Origin of the sequence: Candidatus Jidaibacter acanthamoeba (assembly GCF_000815465.1) — a bacterium.
Lineage (GTDB): Bacteria > Pseudomonadota > Alphaproteobacteria > Rickettsiales > Midichloriaceae > Jidaibacter > Jidaibacter acanthamoebae.
This window is the reverse complement of sequence record NZ_JSWE01000193.1, coordinates 1-1,019: the sequence shown is the minus strand read 5'-3', so window position 1 is coordinate 1,019 and position 1,019 is coordinate 1. Positions and strand designations below refer to the sequence as shown.

Genomic DNA, 1,019 nt, shown 5'->3' with positions numbered 1-1,019 from the left:
AATATGAAATTTAAGTTAAACTTAATTAATCACTTTACCTAACAGGTAGAAAAATATGAATTTATATAAGTAAACAATTATGCTTTGCATACTAGTATGTTAGGTAGTATTGCGAGAAATGAAATATGAAAGTAGGTATAAGGTAAGATAAGCAACTTAATAATTATGTATATGAAAAAGTATATTTCAAATGGCGCCACTATGACGGGGGATTATATTATTATGTGTACGCTGGGTATCTTAGATATAAACTCAGTTATCGTAATTTAAGTTAGATGATGAAAGAGAGAGAGAGGATTAAACCTATGCCTAAGTACAATATACAGGTGGGTTCAGCATTATGGTCCAGAAATACAAAAGAAAGTTAATTCATATAGCATTTGGTGGATGTTATTAAGCATAAAATTAAATACAACCCACAAATGTTATATATTTGACTCCAAACACGGTATCATTACCGTCAAAGCTGACTATTTAATTATCGGTAATTTAAAAAATTTTCCAGATAAGAAAAATATTTTTACTCAGGTTATATCTCCAGGTGAATTTCTAGCTCTCTAGCTGAAAAAATAATTTACTTAGGTATACCTAAATCTATAACCCATATTGGTTAGGGGTAAGTCCCCCTTGCTGAATAAATAATAGAGTGTATATGAAATCAAGTATCTGATAAAATATTATAAAGATTTTAAACAATTTGTTTTTGCTCTAAATAGAAAGCATATATTTTTACCGGGTAAGTTTTATGAAAATAACTAGATGCACATGGTGTGAGAAGCATCCAATTTATATTGATTATCATGATCAAGAATGGGGGGTGCTAGTTAATGATGATAATACTCTATTTGAGTTCCTAATTCTTGAAGGTGCACAAGCAGGATTAAGCTGGCTTACCATATTAAAAAAGAGAAATAATTATAAAAAAGCATTTTATAATTTTGAACCTAATGAGGTAGCTAATTTTTCTGAAAAGCAAGTTGAATACTTACTTAAAAATCCTGGTCTAATAAGGAATAAAC

1 protein-coding gene is annotated in these 1,019 nt (G+C 28.9%); it reads left to right on the top strand.

All coding sequences use genetic code 11. The features are described from left to right. Positions 1-745 precede the first annotated feature (745 nt). Positions 746-1,019 (top strand): DNA-3-methyladenine glycosylase I (locus NF27_RS09175; protein WP_039458675.1); only part of this gene is annotated, 274 nt, incomplete at its 3' end.